Genomic DNA, 17,534 nt, shown 5'->3' with positions numbered 1-17,534 from the left:
AAACCTGCATGGATTGCGTCATTTTTTCAGAAACGTTCGTTCTAGTTTAAAGTTGTTCTTCTATTTAAAAACATTTGGGATCAATTCATAAACTGATAATGTAATGGGATATTTTTTCTAAATACATTTCAATGAATAAAAAATGAAATCAGCTTAATCGATACAAGGGTTTATCATGCTCCTTTTTAAAAATAAAATAACTGTCTTTTTAGGATTAATGCTCATAATGGGAGGCATGTATTTTTATCCTAATGATTGGATGGGATGGTTCCTTCTAGGTGGAAGCTTCTATTTTATAGATAGGATGAAACTAGATTCTCAAACCAAAGGCATATTATTATTCATATTATTTATTCATCAAATTATAGCCTTATATTATTTTATAAAATATCCAGGCTATGTTGAAGACATTGATTTTACAACGTTTCAGCTTACTGCAAAATCCATCGCCGACGGGAACTATTTTTCTTTTGGCACTGATGCCGCATTCTTTTCAAATTTACTCGCATTATTTTATAAAATAAATAACTCTCAGTTATTTGGACAAGAAATCTCTTTACTCATGTTTATGACTTCTTGTTTTATACTGATGAGAATTGTTAGATACTACCAACTAGACACCTATACAATTCCCATTTTGCTTCTTTACGCGTTATCTCCTGCATCTCTTCTTTGGACTAATATCATTTTGCGGGAGCCTTTTGAACTGACCTTCTTGCTGCTCGCGATCGAATGTTTGCTCTGTTTTAAATCGGGTGGTTTTAAAATTTCTACTCGATTATTATATTTAGGTGGTTCTTTTTTACTTATACTCTATATGTGTTTGTTGCATAAAGGTTTATTCTTTTGCCTTCCAGTGTTTTTCTTTATTGCACTTGTCCTCCCTGCAAAAGATAAAAATGGCCAGCAAATCGTTGCGAAGTTAATACAACCCAAAAAATTAAAGCAATATATTTCTTTGATCTATCTACCTTTTGTTTTACTTTTAATAATTGTGTTTACCGGAATAAACAAAGGACAACTAGAACAAAAAAATATAAATTCTTCTAATATCATTTATAACAATAATTATATGACTGTTGAGGTGGCTAAGGATTTATCCCAAACTATTTCTTCCTTAGGTATATATAAAACTGTAGCCAAATTTCGTTATGGGGATGTTGAGGTACTAAGTCCTGAGTATATGGCAAGTTTGTTTAATGCGACAACGAATTATGATAAAGGTAATTTTGTACCAAAAAATTTATTTCAGTTTAGTTACATGGCTCTACGCGAGTACCTGAACTATGCATTTTTACCTGCAGTATTAGTCACGGGTAAATGGACCCTCTTGAATTTGATCTTGTCTTTTATTTATGTTGCTCGACTGCTATTCTTTTGTTCTGCAATCAAATTGAGTATGGATTTCTATAAAAAATCAATCAAATCCCCACTGATTTTAATCTCATTGTATTTCATTGTTAGTTTCATATTTTCACTGGGTACTATAGCGTATGGCACTGCAATGAGACACAATCTGATGACGGATTGGATTCTTATTTTATTAGGAACCCCACTCATATATGATTTCGCTACTCAATTATTCAAGAAATTGGCATGGAGAAGAAATATATTGAAGCTCCAAAGAGTGTAAATGATTAATATAAAAAAGCGAATAGAAAAAATAAATCTTCATACCTTAGGGATTCTCTTATCCCTAAGTAGTGCCAGTCTTGGCATGTTACGAGATGTATTACTCGTTTTTATATTTGGATTTAGTAACTTAAATGATATGTTACAGATCTATTTATCACTGTATTTTGTCATTTGTTTCTTCTCAGATCCGTTAAGACTTACCTATTTAAATTTGATTGCAGTTCGGCCTTTCAAACAATTAATCTCGTTATTACTTTCTGTAGTCTTTATTTTTATTATGTTCTTTGTTGGCTTCATGATGGTGATCAAGCCAAATTTGAATCCCTATTATATGTTTTTAGCTGCTTTTGGCGGATTTCTAAATTTATTTGTTTCTTTACTGGTTTTTCATAAACAACGTTTTGGGGCTTATTTGTCTTCGCTATTGGTTAGTGTGACCCCCAGTTTTCTGATGATTCCAGCGGTAATTACTCTTGCTTTTTTACCCACACATTTTTTTATTTTGTGTTTTTTATTTACCTTTGTGCTGATTCATATTATCCAGCTGTTTTTACTCAGCTTCATTCGTATTCAAAATTATGTTCCAGGAAAAATGCCACTATGCCTTGAAGACTTGTGGTTTTTATTGCGCCATTGTATTTCGGTACTTGGAGAACAATTATTTCAAATTGTTGGAAGACTTATTTTTCTCCAAGTAGGTCAGGGATTTTTAACTTTAACTTCTTTATTTATGAAGTGCCTTATCACATTTCGTTTTGTATTTGTAGATTCATATATTGGGATCAAAATTAGCTCTTGGAGTTCTGGGAGCTCCAAAGATCGCTTTCTTGAATTGATTGATAACAAACACATAAATTTTATTATTATTTTAGCTTTGCTCTCTATTTGTTCTATTGATACATTGAACTTTTATTTTGTGGGAGTGCAGTTTTTATTAATTAGCATAGTCTCTTGTTATTTTTCTTCTTTACACCGTATTGTGTATTTCAAGATCAATCGCTCTATTCATAATGCAGGACTGGTTACATTTACTGGATTGGTCGATCTGTTTAGCGCCTTATTTGTATTTTTCTGTTTGAAGTTGCATGTTCAAAGTCATAGCATGCTTTTTGTTTATTTTTGGTACATACTGCGTCTGTTTATCGAAATTTCTGTTTTGCGATTGTACTTTAATAAATTTCAAATGACTCTAGCCAAAGAAGGCTCGGCAGCCCCTTAATTTCATTGTCGTAGTTGATTGTGTTATAGAATAAACAAAGCGCAAAATAGAAATCTATGACTTTTATAATTTTGATTCATTAATTAATTTTTGGTACTCATCAACCAGTAAATTATCGCAATGGCGACTATCGAACTCCTTAATCGCTCTACTCTTAGCACTCTCACCGAGTTTTTTTCTTAAGGGAGCATCAGCAATCAGTCGATCAAGGGCTGTTGCTAATTGAGCCACATTCTTAGGTTCTACCAATAAACCGGTAACCTCATCTATTATCGCATCAGTCAATCCATAAATGGACGTTGCTACAGTTGGAACACCCATTGCAGCAGCTTCTATAACGACTGTGCCAAAACCTTCTCGATAGCTTGGAAGACATAAAATTTCAGAAATAGCCATGAGATTTTCTGGGTTGGAATAAAATCCGGTAAAAACTACTTTCTCTGGGCAATGCTTTTGGACATGGCGACGTGCTTCTTCTTCAATTTTTTGTTCAAAGCACCCGGCAATAATTAGGGTAATTTTAGTTTTTGTAGTTAAACGACCAACTGCCTCAATCAGCTCAAAAAAACCCTTATCTCGATTGATCCTTCCAACAAAAAGAAGTACAAAGCTTGTCTTATCAATATTCAGTGACTCACGAATTTGCTGCTTTGCCGCTTCTGAAAAATTTTCTTGCGAAAAACGATTAATATCTACACCTGCCACAGAGCCACTCCCTAAAACTGAGAGTTTATAAGGACGAACTACCTTCTGTTGAATTAAAAATTCACGTTGGCTCGCACTGTCTGCATAACAATGAGTATTAAATCGATTAATCAATTTATCGCAAAATTTGACTATTGCTTTTTTGGGCCCCTTTAAGCTAACCCAGGTTTGACCGGTATAAGTGTGCAGTCTAATGGGGATGCCTGCGAATTTGGCAGCTAATGCACAGAGGAATCCGGCTTTAGGCGTCGTAGAATGAATGATATCAAAACGCTCAGTAAAAAATAATTTTGTTAAGCGTATTAAGGCGATTGTATCTTTAATTAGGCTGATTTCTCTGGGGATATATATTGTTTTGAACTTGCAGTCTTTAATGGAGTTCATCGCTTCAGATAACCCATCTTTGCTGGAAATAACAGTAACTTCTGCACCCGCATCACTGATGGATGCGAGTTGTGACCGCAAATGAGTTGTCATAAAAAGAAGCACTGTTGACACACGTGCCACACGAATATGTTGCAATTTCTTAGTCATTAATTATCCAAGAATCAAAGAAAAAATCAATCAATGCTACTTCAAAAACAACGAGCTTATGTATGATATAAAAAACCAAAGCTTATTCCAAGTTTTTTAAATACGCATTCAAGGACGTATTGATGGCCGTATGTGTTAGTTTATCTATATTTGGATCGGGATGGTTACCCATTGCAAAAAAATCATACTCCTATCTCTTCAAGCATCTTTTTACTTATCACATCAGCATCATATTTTTTTTCGGATAAATATCTCGATTGTTCTCCAAATTGCTGAATTAAAGAAGGATTTTCAATTAATTTGAACATAGCTCCTGCTAAAATATCTACGCTCTTTACCGGAACTTTAAATCCATTCACATTTTCTTCTACAGTTTCACAACAACCAGGAGCATCCGTTGTTATAATAGCACGTCCCATAGCCATGGCTTCTAAAATAGTTCTAGGCATACCCTCTCTGTACGAGGGGAGAACATAAACATTGCAGCGTTTAATTGCATCGCGGACATCTTCGAGAAATCCCAAATAGTTTACTACCCCTTCGTCAATCCATGCATCAAGCTCTTTTTGGGAAATAGTATCCGGTCCTTCATCAATCCAGCCTGCCATGGTAAATGTAGCATCAGGATACTTTTTCTTGACCAATCGAGCCGCACCAATGTACTCTCGAATTCCTTTATTTACCAATAGACGCGCAATCAATAAAAAATGAATACCCTTTGGCAGAGGAGCTTTGGTATACCTCTCAAGCTCTACTCCAGAACCATTCACTACCGTCGTTTTAACAGTAGGGCATAACAATTTTTTTTCAATCAATAATTCTCGATCATCTTTGTTTTGAAATATGACCAAACGCGAGGATCTGAGCGCGGCCTGATACAATGACATGACAGGACGATGAAACCAATGATTTTTATCGCCTATAAAAAGATAACCTAAACCTGTAATCAGATTGGTTATATTTGGGACCTTTAAAAGTTTAGAAGCTAATGTACCATATATAACCGGTTTTATCGTATAACTTAAAACATAATCAGGTTTAATTTTACGAATCACTTTAATTAAAGAAATAAAATATCTTAAATCCACAAAAGGATTTTTTCCTGTTCGTTGCAAAGATACATCATGAAGGTTCACCCCCATCGACAATAAGGTGTCTCGTGTTTTTGATGGGACTTTAATATTTGGAGAACAGACATGAACTTCAACTCCATCAAGATTCAATTGCTGAATTAAGGCTCCACGAAATTTAATAATTGAATCAGTAAAACTGGAGATTAACAGGAATTTTGGAGGATGACTTTTATTGGAAAATTTTGGCATTATAAGTCACTCCCTACTAAGATACCTTCCACATTCATAGCAATTTTATGAGTATTATTATTCATAAAATACCAATACGCTTTCCATTAATTAGTTCGGTATGATCTTGAAAACAAATTATATTTAAAATTAAATTACCACAAGCTCTTATGAGCGCTTGAATTTTAACATTGTACTTGTTGCTATAGCAACAGCGTTTAGAGAGTACTTCCCGTAATTTGCAAAATGCTCTCCATTCTTTGACCAAAGTGTTATGATGTTTTATTATTGTACATCCCACCACGCCTGAAACATCAAAATATTCCACAATAAAGAAGAAAAATTTCCCTTACCACTTAAATGCTGCTTCCACATGTCACGTATAGGTTGCGAATTGAAAATACCTCCTTGACGTAATCGCTCTTCATCAAGCAAAGTCTCCGCCCAATTTTGCAAAGGTCCTCGCAACCAATCAGATAAGGGGATTCCAAAACCCATTTTAGGCCGCTCTATTAACTCTCTTGGTACATAACGATATAATATCTGGCGAAGCGGCCATTTAGTTTGCCCGTCTTTTAACTTCATAGATAAAGGAAGACTCCAGGCAAATTCAATCAATCGGTGGTCAAGAAATGGTACTCTGGTTTCAAGAGAAACGCCCATAGCTGCTCTATCTACTTTCACTAAAATATCATCGGGCAGGTAGGAAATAAAATCCATTGCCATCATCTTGCTAATCTCCCCTAATCCGGTGAAATGAGCAAGATTTTCATCCATAAACGAACTCGGTTCAACTCCCTCAGCAGTGAGCAAGGAGTATGGCGCTTCATGATGGGAAATAAGAGTGCGATAGGCTTCTTGAGCATTGACACTCGTTAGCACATGCGCCCCCTTATGAAGCTTTAATCCCGTCTGAGGATAACGCCCAAATAAAGGAAGGACCGAAGCAAACCTATCCCACGTCATTGGAGAAAAGTTTTTAATTAATTTTGCAGCCGCTTTTCTTACAGGAAGTGGTATCTTATTAATTTTTCCCCAAAATTGAGCGGTCATCTTATAACGATTATATCCACAAAATAATTCATCCCCGGCATCACCACTCAATGCAACCGTCACTTCTTGCTTTGCTAATTCCGAAACAAGAAAAGTGGGAATTTGTGATGAATCAGAAAAAGGTTCATCATATAAAACGGGGAGTCTGGGAATTACCGCTAGTGCATCCTCAGTGGAAACATACAATTCAGTATGTTGCGTTCCCAAATGCTCCGCAACGGCTTTAGCATAAGCGGCCTCATTGTATTGCTTTTCATGAAAACCGATTGAAAAAGTTCGTACGGGACGTGTCGATTGCGCTTGCATCAATGCAACTATTGTAGAAGAATCAATTCCTCCAGAAAGAAAAGCGCCAAGGGGCACATCGGCAACCATTTGTTGGGCAATGGCATCTTTTGTAAGCCGTTCCAATTCATCCACTGCTTCAAGTTCGTCCCCCTTAAATGATTCTGCAGTGCTAATACCCGCGAGTGTCCAATAACTTTTTATTATAGGTTGAGGGTTTTCGAGTGACAGTTGAAGAAACGTTCCAGGAAGCAATTTATTCACATTCTTATAAATTGAGTGTGGCGCAGGAATATAATTGTGGCGTAGAAAAAGTGCCAAGGCCCCATGATCCAGGTCTTTTTTAAAATGCGGATGAATTTTCAAAGCCTTTAACTCGGAACCAAAGAGAAAAACATTATCATTCCATCCATAGTAGAGAGGTTTTTCTCCTGCTCTATCTCTAACTAAAGTGAGCGTATTCAACAGCTTGTCCCAAAGAGCAAAGGCAAACATCCCAATAGTGCGTTTAATGGTTTCTTCAATTCCCCAAGTCTCAAATCCAGCAAGCAATGTTTCCGTATCTGAATGACCTCGCCAAGTCTCGATTTTTAGGTGCTCTCTTAGTTTTAAGTGATTGTATATTTCTCCATTGAAGGCAATAACATATCGACCACTTGCCGAGATCATAGGTTGGTGTCCCGCCGGGGATAAATCGACTACAGAAAGACGAGTATGCGCGAATCCAATTCCTGCTCCTGCATCATACCAAATACCACGATCATTAGGGCCTCGATGTGCAATCGAATCACACATTGATGCTAACAGCTTTTCGGATATACTAGACCAGTCAGCTCGGGATAAAACACCAGCAAATCCACACATTTAGTGAGATAACTCCTTATAAAGCGGATCAAAACGTTCACGGGCTCTTTCGTAAAAAATTGTTCGTGAACATCCACGTTCATACATTTCGGGCTTATATTTCTTGATCAATTTAATAATCGATAAAAAATTCATGTCATTACAATCGTAAATCACTCGCCTCAGCTGAAAACAAATGCTTTAAATCATATAAAACATGTTGTCCTTTACCAAAAGAGCGAATCATCTCAATACCCATATCCTTAAATTGTTGATGGGCAACTGCGAGAATTATGCCGTCATATTCGCCTCTATTGGGTTGACCAATTAATGAAAGTCCATATTCATGTTCAACATCTGCTTCAGTAGCCCAGGGATCATATACATCCACAGATACATTATATTCTTTTAATCCACTTACAACATCAATGACACGAGTATTGCGTATATCAGGACAATTTTCCTTAAAAGTTAATCCCATCACTAATACTCTTGCTCCTTCAACATGAATACGTTGTTTAATCATCGATTTCACAAGCTGGGAAACCACATAAGATCCCATTGCATCATTAAGACGACGCCCTGCGAGAATAATTTCTGGATGATAACCAATAGCTTGTGCTTTATGCGTCAAATAATAAGGATCGACACCAATGCAATGCCCACCAACTAAACCAGGGCGAAAAGGCAAGAAATTCCACTTCGTTTCAGCAGCTTTCAGTACCGCTTCAGTATCTATATCCAACTTATTGAAAATAATAGCCAATTCATTAATCAATGCGATATTTAAATCACGTTGTGTATTTTCAATTACCTTTGCCGCTTCCGCGACTCTGATGCTCTCGACCTTATGAGTGCCTGCAACAATAATTTCTTGATACAAAGCATCGACAATATCTGCGACTTCAGGAGTTGATCCTGAAGTGATTTTTGTAATCGTCGTTACTCGATGAAGCTTATCACCTGGATTGACACGCTCTGGGCTGTAACCTGCATAGAAATCCACATTAAATTTCATTCCGGATACACGCTCAAGTACGGGTACGCATACTTCCTCTATAGCCCCCGGATAAACAGTAGACTCATAGATTACTATATTGCCAGGCTCCAGCATACGTCCGATCATTTCACTGGCTTTGATAAGAGGCAGAAAATCTGGTTGTTTGTACTGATCAATCGGCGTAGGAACTGTAATGATATAAATGTCACAAAAGGCAATTTCTTCCTGGATTGATGTTAAATACAAATATTTGGCTTCCCGCAACTCTAAATCACTGATTTCTAGAGTCGAATCATGGCCGTTTTTAAGTTCGTTAACGCGATTTTCATTAATATCAAACCCCATCACCGAACGTACTTTGCCAAATTCAACTGCTAAAGGCAATCCAACGTAACCCAAACCAACTACAGCAAGCTTTCTTTCTTCAACAGCGATCATCCATCCAGTCCCTATTTTATTTTTTTATATTGTAATCAAATTCAACTCAAATCATATATATATATCACAAATTTGCCTGCTCTAAGGCTCTATCAGATTTTACAGCATAATATTCCAGATACCATTCCACAAAACGTTTTATCCCTACCTCTACGGGAGTGCTTGGGGCATATCCCACATCATTCTTAAGCGCTTCTACATCAGCAAAAGTATCTGGTACATCACCATCTTGCAGGGGTAACAAATTCATTTTTGCCTTCTTTCCGAGACACTGTTCTAATACTTCGATATAACGTGACAAAAGAACAGGACTTTGATTGCCAATATTGTAAACGCGCCATGGAGCAGAACTTGTACCCGGTTCGGGAGACTTACCTGACCACTCTTTATTTGGTGTAGCCGGATGATCATGTACTCTTATTATGCCCTCTACTATATCATCAATATAAGTAAAATCTCGTCGGTGGTTTCCAAAATTAAATACATCAATAGGCTCATCGTTCAGAAGATTTTTGGTAAATTTGAAAAGTGCCATATCGGGTCTTCCCCAAGGCCCGTACACTGTAAAAAAGCGTAGTCCTGTAGTTGGAAGTCGATATAAATGACTGTAACTATGAGCCATAAGCTCATTGGCCTTCTTGGTTGCTGCATAAAGACTCAAAGGATGGTCTACATTATCGTGAACTGAAAAAGGCAGGGATTCATTAGCACCATAAACGGAGCTGGAAGAAGCATAACAAAGGTGCTCTATACGCTGATGTCTGCATCCTTCCAAAATATTGAGAAAACCTACCAGGTTACTGTCAATATAGACATAGGGGTTTTCAATGGAATAACGAACTCCAGCCTGGGCACCAAGATGAATAACTCGCTGAAAATTATGCGATGCAAACAATTGTGCCATAGATTCACGATCAGCCAATTCGAGATGAATGAACTTGAAATGTGCAAAATCAGCCAGTTGTTGTAAACGTGCCTTTTTCAGATTTACATCGTAATAATCATTGAGATTATCGATACCAACAACCTCATCACCTCGTTCGCACAATTTTTGTGCCACATGAAAGCCAATAAATCCAGCTACTCCAGTAACTAAAACTTTCACTAAACATCACCTCCAAACAGAGTACTGAGATTAAATAAAAACCTATTTTTAATTCTTCTTAATTAACAAAAGGTACACGAGGTGTGATCTTCTGTCACTAGGAATTTTTTAGCGCATGGACATTTCGCCAAAAAATTCGGGTAATTCCTAACGCTCCCCCTGCTAGTATACCTAACAATAGAGATATTGTAAGAATCAATCTCTTTTTCGGTGCAACAGGGATAATTGGTGTTTCTATTGTTCCATCCAAATGGAATACTTTTACTTCTTTTGGCTCTATAACAAATGATTTATAAAAATCAAGCTGGCCTTGCAATTTACGTAGACCAGGAGTAAATGGGTCATTAGAATCTCTCTCAGATAAATTTTTAATTTTCGCGCGAAGAACTGGAGCCCCAAGCATATACGCCATATTGGTTTCATCTACCGTATGATATTGGTTTACCACTGGGATGTTTATATTTGCATTTTGCGCAATATTGATGGCTTCATGTAATTGAGCCATATGATCTAATTTCTTCTTTTGGGCGATATTTTTTATTAAATCAATCTCATGCTCTAGTTTATAAATGGCGATGGCACGCTGTTTGTCAATACTCTTAATTAGGGAATGCACCGTGCGGTTGTTGACTAAACTAATATATTGTTTCAACCAAACTGCCATCAATTTTGGCTCAGTTCCTTTGATTACAACTTCATAGTGCACTGGGTTAGTGTTCTTAATTACATTGATTGACAGTTTGTTGGAAAAATCATTATAGACATGCGCTTTGGCAATGGTATTTTTGGGTTTTTTTTGTAAAAATGACAGATAATAATGTTCAAAGAAATATTTTTTCAGTGAAATAGACAGCAATTGATTGCCAAAAACTTGATACACTGAATTCGTGTTCAGGGGTTCAATCAAAGATTGGTTCGCTAGAATTCCTTTGTTAAATGCAGCCACATCCCCTTCATTTGGAGCTGAGATATAGGCTTTAACTTCATAAACAGGAACACTGAGATAAATATAGGTTAATCCAGCTAATAGGGTCAGTAAAGCACAAGACAGAATGCTCCATTTTTCTCGATAAATCATACCAAGCAAGACGAAGAGATCGACACCATGAGTATCGTGTGAGCTCTCTTTTTGCATTCCTGCCATAATTGCTTATCCCTTTTTAAAACGCTACTTGGCTGCTGATAATTTGCTACGAAAGCGATTCTTATCTAGAGTCAAATAACTAATTGATGTTGTTTGCGATAGTATATTCAAAAAAAATTTAATATTCGAGCTTTAAAAAATAATCCTCTAGCCCATTTAGCGCTCAAAAATTAGAGTTTCCCTAAACCAGGATTTATGATAATGTGCCAACATGTTATGGATATATACGCCACAATAAAAGTGGTACCCATATTTTGCTATAAATTGATGAGGGGATGTTAACAAGAAGTTTTCTCTCAAACCCATTTAAGACGTCCAAGAATATAATCTGATTCTAAATAGTGAAACGATTCAAAGCAGGTGTCTTAGCTATAGGGAAATTTTTTTTTGGTGGGAAACAGATTGATTTCTTTTATTTTTAGAGAGTTCGATATTAAAGAAAAATTAGCGTGCATTAGTTTGGAATGGCGGCGTATAGCAAGCGGATTGTTTTGGATCATTCTTTTTATTCTTCTCGGTAAAATCATCGGTGCAGCAAAAGAAATGTCCATGGCCTGGCATTATGGTACGGATGAAATTGTAGATGCTTATTTGTTTCTCTTTTCTCTTCTCAGTTGGCCCTTATCAATTTGGCTTAGTGTTTTAACTGTAGTATTAGTTCCTCTTTTAGCTCGCATGCGCGCTAACACACCTGAAGAAATTCCATTTTTTTATAGCGAATTATTTGGGTTTACATTAGTCATCGCATTTCTCTTCATGGTATCTTGCTATCTCATTTTTTGGGTTATTTTCAATACACAAGAACTAGGATTTTCAGAGCATACAAAAGAAATCGCAAAAACGATGGCAAATACGCTCATTTTTTTAGCACCATTAGGAGCCGTTATAAGCTTATTTTCCGTCTGGTTATTGGCGGTAGGACGTCATCAAAACACTTTATATGAAGCCATTCCAGCTTTTATATTGTGCCTGGCTATTGTGTGTTTTTCGAACTTACAGTTAGAACCACTGGTTTGGGGAACAGTGATAGGCTATATAGTTCATTTACTCGTGCTTTCAATTTCCTTACACCGCTCAGGGGAGCTTCCTTTTCCACGCTTTACTTTTAAATGTAAATTTTGGGGTGAGCTCGGCAAAGGAATTGGCATTATTACTCTTGGCCAGGCTCTAATCGCTCTGGGCCCGATCATCGATCAATTTTTTGCTGCCAATCTCGGCTCAGGGTCTATTGCTTCCCTGGGTTATGCAAATAGAGTATTGGCTTTGATTTTAAGTCTTGCAGCCCTCTCTATTAGTCGAGCTACTTTACCTGTATTTTCGTCTGAATTTGCGGGATCAAATCGCTCAGTAAGATCTTTAGCTCTTCGTTGGGTCTTTATTATTTTTGGCGGCAGCATCGCCATTGTGTTTTTTTCGTGGATTGCAGCGCATAAAATAGTATCTATTTTATTTGAACGAGGTGCTTTTAATTCGAACAATACATCAGTAGTCGCTTATTTATTCCAAAGAGGGTTGTTGCAATTACCGCTTTATGCATCCAGTCTTGTTTTAGTGAGTTATTTTGCAAGCTCAAGAAAGTACTTCCTTATTTTTATTTCGGGAGTTTTGGGTCTGTTAAGTAAAGTAGCTGCCAATTACTTACTCATTCCAGCGTTTGGCATGACCGGTGTAATGTACTCATACTCAGTTGTTTATGGCATCAATTTGATTTTTTTCTCATTGATGTTTTTAGCAGAAGAAAGGCATTTAAAAATAGGGTTACGAAGTTACTTTATTAGCCGCCAGCCCTGATTTTTTTGTTATTACTAAAGGATATCTAATTTTTTTTGTGAGGAACAAAGTGGAACTTCTTACTGTGTTTACATGGATGATGCACTTTACATTACTTTTAATTAACAGTTTTATTTCAATGAGAAAACCCTATTGGTGTAAAATCAGCGTGATGCTGTATTGTTTTTACTCCGTAGTCGTCTTGGTTCCTTTTAGCTTTGATTTCTTTGGTATTCCCGTAACCTACACTCCATCAGCACTTGTGCTCAGCATTTATATTATTACTGATCTTGCTTTATTGTTGTCTTTATTTGTTGTTAAGGAAAATTCTTCCTTAAACCGGGACCACCTTGTTGTTTTAAACAGAAATGGGATTGGATGTCAGGTTTTACTACTAATGGCTTGTTTGGCTCAAGTCTATGTACTGATAAAAAGTTATGATTTGATTTTTTTGCCAAAAGATAAATTTATCATCGCCAGTTCAGGCCGCTCTATGGATTTATTTTTTTACCATTTCCCCTATGATACGATTCTTCTTGGAGGACTGTTTTTTTCTCCATTTAAGTCTAAAGCCCTCAAATTTTTTATTGCCGTCGTAGCATTAGCCACAGTGTGTGTCTCTGTTATTAGTGGATACAGACATTTAGCCTTTTTAATCTTTTCTTATCTCATCTTATCCAGATCAAATAAAATAGCTTCTCCTATTTTGGTGGCTCTATTACTTACATTTATTGGAGAAGTTTCAAATTATTTAAAATGGTATGTACATGCTGCTTTATTTAAAGAGGGCTTTGAATTAAGTGAATATCTTGATTATATTTCCAGAACTTACACATTCCAGCCAAGCCCCGAACAAATGGCTATTTTAACCAATTTAGTTTTGTCGCTTGATTTAGGCAAGATAACTAATTCACTCCATGTTTTTGCAAATTTACTTCCTTTCACCTCCTCTTTGTCTCCGAATGCGGGAAAGATGCTCAATTCTTTAGGAGAGGTTTTACAGATACCCAATGGCCAGGGTGCTGCCTACAATTTTCAATTATTTGTTTTGGGGACTTATGGAATAGGATTGATTTTTATGTGGTTTTCTATGTTTTTTAATTGGATTACCAAAGGCTCCATACTTACTTTTGTATCACTCTATATAAGCTATTCCATTTTACGTGACGAACCTTCATATTGGATAAGTCAGATTAAGATGGCACTCCTGCTGACTTTCTTTGTTTTTGCGTTAAATCAACTCGAAAAAATGTTCCGCCCTGCTTATTCCAATTTTTCAAAAATAGGTTGCTCTTGATAGGGCATTATATTTATTAGCAAAGTTAGAGGATAAATGAATAAAATACTATACGTGATTGGGTCTTTAGATGTTGGTGGTGCAGAAATGCATCTTTTTCAACTTCTACCTAAATTAAAACAAAAAAATTGGAATGTCGAAGTGTTTTGCATTGGTCGACCGGGTGCGTTGGCCCAAGAACTACAAAAAATGGGAATTAAAGTCAACTCGCCTTTATTTAAGCATAAACAGGGGGCTTCTTACATTTATCGACTGTTCCGTATGTCTTTTTCTTTTGGGTCACTTCTTGTTTTTTTATCTTACCGGCGTTTTAAAGTCGTGCATTTTTTCCTCCCCACAGCCTATTTGATTGGAGGAATTTGCTCCATTTTAACATTTAAAAAATTTAAGGTGATGAGTCGCCGCAGTTTAAACAGTTATCAGACAAAATACCCAGTCCTTTCAAAGATCGAAAAAAGATTACACCGTCATATGAATGCTATTCTTGGAAATTCACGTGCGGTTATTTCTCAGCTTAAAGAAGAAGGAGTACCCAATTCCAAATTAAGGTTAATCTATAATGGTGTGAATTTTTCCAGATTTTCTGACATAGAAGACAGACAGAGCGTGCGGAATAAACTGGAAATACCCGATTCAGCCTTAGTATTTGCTATTGTAGCAAACCTCATCCCTTACAAGGGTCATCGTGTTCTGCTTGAGGCGTTATCTCTGATCGCTGCTTGCTTACCGACCCCATGGTATCTTCTAGTTATTGGACGTGATGATGGCATAGGTTCGGAGTTAAAAAAATATGCAGAAGAATGTAGCATTGCTGACTCGGTTAAATGGCTTGGAGCGCGATCCGATGTGCCTGCTCTGCTTAAATCATCCGATATAGGTATTTTATCTTCTTTGGAAGAAGGATTTTCTAATGCAGTAATTGAGTGTATGGCAGCAGGATTACCAATGGTTGTCACTAACGTAGGAGGGAATGGCGAGGCGGTGATCGATGGCGTTTCAGGAATTGTTGTACCACCAAATGATCCATCAAAAATGGCTGACGCTTTGCTTTATTTAGCATCAAATGACTCACTAAGAAAGCAATTTTCATTAGCTGCAAGCCAACGTGCTCATTCAGAATTCTCTCTTGAGGCCTGTGTGGACCACTATGACTCATTTTATAAGGAACTTGTTTTACGTAAAAAAAGTGAATAATTTTATCTAAAAGAAGATTATCTTGGATTAATTTATAATCAGCTTACAGCAATAGCCAAACTTTTAATGAGAGAGTTGCTCTTATAAGACATGCTTCTGGGGTTATTATCTAAATATGCTTCATTCTCCAGGAACCAAAAATAAGTAAAGCCCAAAGTGAATAAGCATGGTTAAACTCTCTATCATTATGTTCACGCCATACTTCTCTTAATTTATCTGGATTAATAAATGGCGCAAAGATATCCGCATTTTTCATAATTATTTCCTCACCTACTGGATTCAATTGGTTGCGAAGTAAACTCGCCAAAGGTATGTTAAATCCTTTCTTTTTCCCTTTTACTACCTCGTTCAATAAAGAATGCTTGGATAAAATTTTCCGTAAGGTGAGTTTTGATTTGCCAAATAATGGGCTTAATAAATGTTCAGGCAACTTACTTGCAAAGTTGATAATTCTACGATCAAGAAAGGGAACTCGAATTTCTAAGCCATGAGCCATACTCATCCGATCAACTTTTGTTAACATGTCACCAGGTAAATAGATTCGTTGATCCGCCAGTAAGCATTTATCAAAAATGGCTCCAGGAGCATCAACTACAACTTTTTCATAATTAGCCAGGGGATTTTCATTTAAAAAATCATACATGGTTGGACTATATAACTTACTTAATAAAAAAGGATAAGCCAGCCGACGCCATTGCGAATGGGGTACTTCAGATATTGAAACGCCCCAGAGAAAGCGCATGAGCATTTCGTGCCAAGGTATGCGACGCTCATCATGCCCATATTTTTTAAACAGCCAATCACCAAGATGCTTTGCTACAAATTTCGGTATAATAGGCCTCGTATAATGAGCAATCCTACTTGCTTTGTATGTGGAGTATCCTGCAAATATTTCATCTGCGCCGTCTCCTGCAATAGCAACTGTAACATGATTGCTTGCTTCTCTTGATAATGCAAAATGTGCGAAACAACTGGAATCAGCTAATTGCCCATCAACATGATGTGATACAAGATAAAAATCATTTATCATGTGACTCGCTTGATCTACAGAAACTGCACGCCATGGATGCTTAGTAAAATTAGCTATTTTTTGAGCCAAAATACTTTCATCATGTGAGGCTTCATTAAACTGAGCAGTGTAACTTATAACCTCACTTTGGGTAAGAAGTGCAATCAGGGAGCTATCAATTCCGCTACTCTGTAACAAGCCAATTGGAACATCAGCAACCAACATTTGATTAATAACTTGTGACAATAATATCTCAAGCTCATCAACAGCATCATCTAATTGAATTGATTGATCTGCTTTTCTTACCGGCTGCCAATAATTGCGGCAAGAGTGCAAACCATCAAATGAAACTTTTAATATTGTTCCCGGCTCAAGTTGTTTTATGTTTTTTATTAAAGAGTGCTCTGGATTTGTATAACCCGATGCCAAGTATGTATGAAATTCACCCTCATCTATATCCATAGGAAATTGTTTTGTTGCAAGTATCCCTTTAATTTCACTACAAAAAAATAATGAAGCGTTATTTTGGGCATAAAAAAGAGGTTTAATACCTATACCATCACGAACAAGAATTAATGTTTCAGTGCGATGATCCCATATACCTATAGCAAACATTCCTTCGATACGATCAAATAATTTTTCCCCCCAGGTTAGCCAACCTATAGGTAATAATTCTGCATCACAGCTTGATTTAAAAAGATAATTCGTTTCTTTTTCTAAATCGCTTCGTATCTCATCATAATTATAAATTTCACCATTATAGGTTATAGAAATCTGATTAAGTGCATCTTGCATCGGTTGATGACCCGCATCACTTAAATCTCTTATTGCCAATCGTCGGTGCCCTAAACCAACTCCCTCCGTGAACCAAAATCCTTCACCATCTGGTCCACGATGAGCAATGCTGTCAGTCATCGCTTTCAGCATACTCTTTGAAATTAAGGATCGGTCAAAATTTATAATGCCCGCAATACCACACATTTTGTTTTATACCTAAAGCAA

12 protein-coding genes are annotated in these 17,534 nt (G+C 36.6%); 5 read left to right on the top strand and 7 right to left on the bottom strand.

Translation table 11 applies throughout. From position 1 onward, the window contains the following. Positions 1–175 precede the first annotated feature (175 nt). Together Lstg_RS11225 and Lstg_RS11220 are read left to right on the top strand one after the other, a co-directional pair. Positions 176–1,633 carry a hypothetical protein gene (locus tag Lstg_RS11225; protein ID WP_058477773.1) on the top strand — a complete coding sequence of 486 codons (1,458 nt, stop codon included), beginning with the start codon at positions 176–178 and terminating at the stop codon, positions 1,631–1,633. After that, positions 1,634–2,854 carry a hypothetical protein gene (locus Lstg_RS11220; protein ID WP_058477772.1) on the top strand — a complete coding sequence of 407 codons (1,221 nt, stop codon included), beginning with the start codon at positions 1,634–1,636 and terminating at the stop codon, positions 2,852–2,854. It begins immediately after the preceding gene. A gap of 63 nt (positions 2,855–2,917) precedes the next feature. Here the strand turns inward: Lstg_RS11220 and Lstg_RS11215 are convergent, their stop codons facing one another. The 6 genes from Lstg_RS11215 to Lstg_RS11190 form a co-directional block, all read right to left on the bottom strand. Continuing rightward, a complete protein-coding gene (locus Lstg_RS11215) occupies positions 2,918–4,093 on the bottom strand; it encodes a glycosyltransferase (protein ID WP_058477771.1) in 1,176 nt (391 codons plus the stop codon). Between the two features lie 182 nt (positions 4,094–4,275). Beyond that, on the bottom strand, positions 4,276–5,415 hold the full coding sequence (locus Lstg_RS11210) for a glycosyltransferase family 4 protein (RefSeq protein WP_058477770.1): 1,140 nt from the start codon (positions 5,413–5,415) through the stop codon (positions 4,276–4,278). 264 nt (positions 5,416–5,679) lie between these two features. Continuing rightward, entirely contained in the window at positions 5,680–7,596 is a 1,917-nt protein-coding gene (gene asnB, locus Lstg_RS11205; RefSeq protein WP_058477769.1) for an asparagine synthase (glutamine-hydrolyzing), read from the bottom strand. A 139-nt stretch (positions 7,597–7,735) separates the two neighbouring features. Next, the gene (gene tviB / locus Lstg_RS11200) at positions 7,736–9,013 is read right to left on the bottom strand and encodes a Vi polysaccharide biosynthesis UDP-N-acetylglucosamine C-6 dehydrogenase TviB (protein ID WP_082650840.1); all 1,278 of its coding nucleotides are present in this window, start codon (positions 9,011–9,013) and stop codon (positions 7,736–7,738) included. Between the two features lie 64 nt (positions 9,014–9,077). Further along, positions 9,078–10,118 carry an NAD-dependent epimerase gene (locus tag Lstg_RS11195; RefSeq protein ID WP_058477768.1) on the bottom strand — a complete coding sequence of 347 codons (1,041 nt, stop codon included), beginning with the start codon at positions 10,116–10,118 and terminating at the stop codon, positions 9,078–9,080. A gap of 97 nt (positions 10,119–10,215) precedes the next feature. Beyond that, entirely contained in the window at positions 10,216–11,262 is a 1,047-nt protein-coding gene (locus Lstg_RS11190) for a Wzz/FepE/Etk N-terminal domain-containing protein (RefSeq protein WP_058477767.1), read from the bottom strand. Positions 11,263–11,664: 402 nt separating this feature from the next. Between Lstg_RS11190 and Lstg_RS11185 the strand changes: the two genes are divergently transcribed. Genes Lstg_RS11185 through Lstg_RS11175 form a run of 3 tightly spaced genes read left to right on the top strand, consistent with a single transcriptional unit; the run spans position 11,665 to position 15,523 of the window. Next, entirely contained in the window at positions 11,665–13,053 is a 1,389-nt protein-coding gene (locus tag Lstg_RS11185; protein WP_133129193.1) for a lipid II flippase MurJ, read from the top strand. Between the two features lie 49 nt (positions 13,054–13,102). Beyond that, positions 13,103–14,329, top strand: a complete 1,227-nt coding sequence (locus Lstg_RS11180; RefSeq protein WP_133129194.1) for a hypothetical protein — start codon at positions 13,103–13,105, stop codon at positions 14,327–14,329. Positions 14,330–14,365: 36 nt separating this feature from the next. Continuing rightward, positions 14,366–15,523, top strand: a complete 1,158-nt coding sequence (locus Lstg_RS11175) for a glycosyltransferase (RefSeq protein ID WP_058477764.1) — start codon at positions 14,366–14,368, stop codon at positions 15,521–15,523. Between the two features lie 109 nt (positions 15,524–15,632). Here Lstg_RS11175 and asnB (Lstg_RS11170) read toward each other — a convergent pair whose 3' ends face one another. After that, positions 15,633–17,513 carry an asparagine synthase (glutamine-hydrolyzing) gene (gene asnB, locus Lstg_RS11170; RefSeq protein WP_058477763.1) on the bottom strand — a complete coding sequence of 627 codons (1,881 nt, stop codon included), beginning with the start codon at positions 17,511–17,513 and terminating at the stop codon, positions 15,633–15,635. Positions 17,514–17,534: the final 21 nt, after the last annotated feature.

The organism is Legionella steigerwaltii (genome assembly GCF_001468065.1).
In the GTDB taxonomy this organism is placed as follows: domain Bacteria; phylum Pseudomonadota; class Gammaproteobacteria; order Legionellales; family Legionellaceae; genus Legionella; species Legionella steigerwaltii.
The sequence above is the reverse complement of the archived record's forward strand: the minus strand, read 5'-3'. Positions and strand labels throughout refer to the sequence as shown.

Excerpts from the sequence above, each read along its gene's own strand:
- Lstg_RS11225 (WP_058477773.1), top strand. The coding sequence starts at position 176 with ATGCTCCTTTTTAAAAATAAAATAACTGTCTTTTTAGGATTAATGCTC.
- Lstg_RS11220 (WP_058477772.1), top strand. The coding sequence starts at position 1,634 with ATGATTAATATAAAAAAGCGAATAGAAAAAATAAATCTTCATACCTTA.
- Lstg_RS11215 (WP_058477771.1), bottom strand. The coding sequence starts at position 4,093 with ATGACTAAGAAATTGCAACATATTCGTGTGGCACGTGTGTCAACAGTG.
- Lstg_RS11210 (WP_058477770.1), bottom strand. The coding sequence starts at position 5,415 with ATGCCAAAATTTTCCAATAAAAGTCATCCTCCAAAATTCCTGTTAATC.
- asnB (WP_058477769.1), bottom strand. The coding sequence starts at position 7,596 with ATGTGTGGATTTGCTGGTGTTTTATCCCGAGCTGACTGGTCTAGTATA.
- tviB (WP_082650840.1), bottom strand. The coding sequence starts at position 9,013 with ATGATCGCTGTTGAAGAAAGAAAGCTTGCTGTAGTTGGTTTGGGTTAC.
- Lstg_RS11190 (WP_058477767.1), bottom strand. The coding sequence starts at position 11,262 with ATGGCAGGAATGCAAAAAGAGAGCTCACACGATACTCATGGTGTCGAT.
- Lstg_RS11175 (WP_058477764.1), top strand. The coding sequence starts at position 14,366 with ATGAATAAAATACTATACGTGATTGGGTCTTTAGATGTTGGTGGTGCA.
- asnB (WP_058477763.1), bottom strand. The coding sequence starts at position 17,513 with ATGTGTGGTATTGCGGGCATTATAAATTTTGACCGATCCTTAATTTCA.